Annotated in this window: 3 protein-coding genes; all 3 read right to left on the bottom strand. The window is 65.7% G+C overall.

What is annotated here, in order from left to right; genetic code table 11:
- Positions 1–123: 123 nt before the first annotated feature.
- The 3 genes from ctaD to K0M70_RS12390 are packed head-to-tail and all read right to left on the bottom strand — an operon-like array spanning position 124 to position 3,200.
- The gene (ctaD, locus tag K0M70_RS12400) at positions 124–1,755 is read right to left on the bottom strand and encodes a cytochrome c oxidase subunit I (RefSeq protein ID WP_290782391.1); all 1,632 of its coding nucleotides are present in this window, start codon (positions 1,753–1,755) and stop codon (positions 124–126) included.
- Between the two features lie 26 nt (positions 1,756–1,781).
- A complete protein-coding gene (gene coxB, locus K0M70_RS12395) occupies positions 1,782–2,675 on the bottom strand; it encodes a cytochrome c oxidase subunit II (protein ID WP_290782389.1) in 894 nt (297 codons plus the stop codon).
- A gap of 18 nt (positions 2,676–2,693) precedes the next feature.
- Complete coding sequence (locus K0M70_RS12390) at positions 2,694–3,200, bottom strand: DUF2244 domain-containing protein (protein WP_290782387.1); 507 nt, start codon at positions 3,198–3,200, stop codon at positions 2,694–2,696.
- Positions 3,201–3,477: the final 277 nt, after the last annotated feature.

Below are 3,477 nucleotides of genomic sequence, written 5' to 3'. Positions count from 1 at the left end.
CGGGCGCCCTGGCGGCCCCCCCATCCCGGCACCGCCCCGCGGCGGCGGGGTTTTTCATCGGCGGGTTTTTGGGTGGGGTTGTTCAGTGGGGGGCGGGGGGGCCGGGGGGGGGGCCGCTGGTCCTCAGTGCGTGATGTCGCCGTGGGCCAGGTCGCCGTCGCGGATCACCGGCGGATGGGTGAAGGTGGGGTGGGGGGCCGGCGAAGGCACCGTCCACTCCAGGCCCTTGGCGCTTTCCCACGAGCGGGCTTCGGCCTTGACGCCGCCGTGCGCGCACTTCCACACGATATAGGCGAACAGCAGCTGGCTGATGCCGAAGCCGAAGCCGCCGATGGTGGACCACTGGTTGAAGTCGGCGAAGGCCACGTTGTAGTCGGGCACGCGGCGCTGCATGCCGGCCAGGCCCAGGAAGTGCTGCGGGAAGAACAGCAGGTTCACGAAGAACGTGGACAGCCAGAAGTGCCACTTGCCCAGGGTCTCGTTGTACATGTGGCCGGTCCACTTGGGCAGCCAGTAGTACACGCCGGCCATGATGCCGAACACGGCGCCGGTCACCAGCACGTAGTGGAAGTGCGCCACCACGAAGTAGGTGTCGTGGTACTGGAAGTCGGCCGGCACGATGGCCAGCATCAGGCCCGAGAAACCACCGATGGTGAACATGATGACGAAGCCGAGCGCGAACAGCATGGGCGTTTCGAACGTCATCGAGCCGCGCCACATGGTGGTCACCCAGTTGAACACCTTCACGCCCGTGGGGATGGCGATCAGCATGGTGGCGTACATGAAGTACAGCTCGCCGCCCAGGGGCATGCCCACGGTGAACATGTGGTGGGCCCACACGATGAAGGACAGGAAGGCGATCGAGGCGGTGGCGTACACCATGGCCTGGTAGCCGAACAGCGGCTTGCGGGCGAAGGTCGGGATGATTTCCGACACGATGCCGAAGGCCGGCAGGATCATGATGTAGACCTCGGGGTGCCCGAAGAACCAGAAGATGTGCTGGTACATCACCGGGTCGCCGCCGCCGGCCGCGTTGAAGAACGAGGTCATGAAGAACTTGTCGGTCAGCAGCATCGTCACCGCGCCCGCCAGCACCGGCATCACCGCGATCAGCAGGAAGGCGGTGATCAGCCAGGTCCAGACGAAGATCGGCATCTTCAGCAGGTCCACGCCCGGGGCGCGCATGTTGAGGATGGTGGCGATGATGTTGATGGCGCCCAAGATCGAGCTGATGCCCATCAGGTGGATGGCGAAGATGGTGAACGCGGTGCTGGAGCCGCCCTGCAGCGAAAGCGGCGGGTACAGCGTCCAGCCGCCGGCCGGGGCGCCGCCGCCGATGCCGAAGAAGTACAGGATCAGCGGCATCAGCAGCAGGGTGAAGGCGAACGGCATGATCCAGAAGGACCAGTTGTTCATGCGCGGCAGCGCCATGTCGGGCGCGCCGATCATCAGCGGGATCATCCAGTTGGCCAGCCCCACGAACGCGGGCATCACGGCACCGAAGATCATCACCAGCGCATGCATGGTGGTCATCTGGTTGAAGAACTCAGGCTCCACCAGCTGCAGGCCCGGCTGGAAGAGTTCGGCGCGGATGACGAGCGCCATCGAGCCACCGACGAAGAACATCACCAGCGAGAACACCAGGTACAGGGTGCCGATGTCTTTGTGGTTGGTCGAATACAACCAACGCTGGATGAATCCCTGCTTGTGCTCGCCGTGATGGTCGTCGGCGTGGGCAACGTCGTGGTTAGCCATGGTCATGTGCCTCTATCTGGATTCTTTCAGCCCTCGCCGACCGCTTGCGCGGTGGCGGGGGTGGTGGTGGCGATGCGGGCGGCTTCAACGAGGTCGCCGGCCTTCTGGGCGGCAAGCCAGGCGTCGTATTCACCGCGCGGAACGGCCTTGACGACGATCGGCATGAATCCGTGGTCCTTGCCGCACAGCTCGGCGCAGACGCCGCGATAGGTGCCCGGCTCGCGGATCTGGGTCCAGGCTTCGTTGATCACGCCCGGGATCGCGTCCTGCTTCCAGCCAAGGGCCGGCACCCACCAGGCGTGGATGACGTCGTCGGCGGTCACCACGAAGCGGATCTTGGTGTCGGTGGGCAGCACCAGCACGCGGTCCACTTCACGCAGGTAGTGCGGCGAAGACTCGGCGGTGGGCCGCTCGCCGCTCTGGCGGATGCGGTCGGATTCACGGTCGAGGCGGCTGATGAAGTTCACGTCCTCGCCGACGATCTCGTAGCGCCACATCCACTGGTAGCCGGTGACCTTGACGGTCATCTCGTGGCCCTTGGTGTCGTACTGCTCGATCACCTTGATGGTGGCCGGCACGGCCATCACCACCAGGATGATGATCGGCACCACGGTCCAGATGATCTCGAGCTTGGTGGAATGGGTGAAGTCGACGTCGGGCTTGGCGCCCTTGGACTTGCGGAACTTGAACATGGCGTAGGCCATCGCGCCGAACACGATGACGCCGATGGCCACGCAGATCCACAGCATCAGCATGTGCATCTGGTAGGCGTTCTCCGCCGTGCGCGTCACGCCCGGGGTCATGTTCAGCTGCCACCGCTGCGGCTCGATGTTCGCCAAGGCCATGGAGCTGGCCAAGAGGGCGAAAACGCCGGTGGTGATGCGTGCCAGGCCGACCTGGGTGGCGCGCGCTGCTTTCATCGCTGCATTCATCCGAACTTACCCCAACGTATGGTCTTCGATCTGGCCCCGACCCGAGGCCGACGCCAGCAATCCTTTCAATCGTGTGGCCAGGTCGCGGCGCTCCTCGTGCGAGAGGAACGACCCGACTTCCACCTGCCGGCCATGCGAGCCCAGCAAAACCCTTTCCGCGCCCTCGCCACCTTCCACCTGCAGCCTCACCCAGAAAGGATGGGCCCGGAAGGCCGGCTCGGGCTGCGCCGAACGACGGACCTCGAGGCTGCGCTCATCCAGCGCGATTTCCTCGAAGCGGTCACCCTGCCGCCACACCCATCGAAGCACGACCACGATGAAAGCCGCGTCCAGCAGGGCGAACACCGGGGCGAACACATTGCCCTGGGACAAGGCGTAGCCCGCCACCCCAAAAGTGGCCAGGGACAGGCCGACGGCCAAACCCGCGAACTGGCCCGCGCTCAGCGCACGCCGGGGCCGGAGAACCAGGCGGGCTCCAGGACCTGACGACACTGCTGCAACGAGCTCGATCACGCGGTTGACCTGCGACCAGCACCGGAAACCCCCGAATTTTAACGGCCCGCGTACGGGCGCGGCAAGCCAATTCATCCATACGCCCGGTCGGCGGCCGCCAGCTTCGTGAAGAAGGCGGGGTTCCGCGCCCTCGCGCGGGGCACTAGAATCCGGTTTCTCGCGCGGACCCGCGCTGCCCCCCCCCAGGACCCCCGTGACCCCCATCCTGAGTGCGGAACTGCCCGGCGCGCCCGCAACCCTGCGTGCCCGGATCACGGCCGCCTTCCATCGCGACGAG

The organism is Arenimonas sp. (assembly GCF_019459675.1).
In the GTDB taxonomy this organism is placed as follows: Bacteria; Pseudomonadota; Gammaproteobacteria; order Xanthomonadales; family Xanthomonadaceae; genus Arenimonas.
Note: the sequence above shows the minus strand (reverse complement) of the source record. Positions and strands in the feature narration are given on the sequence as shown.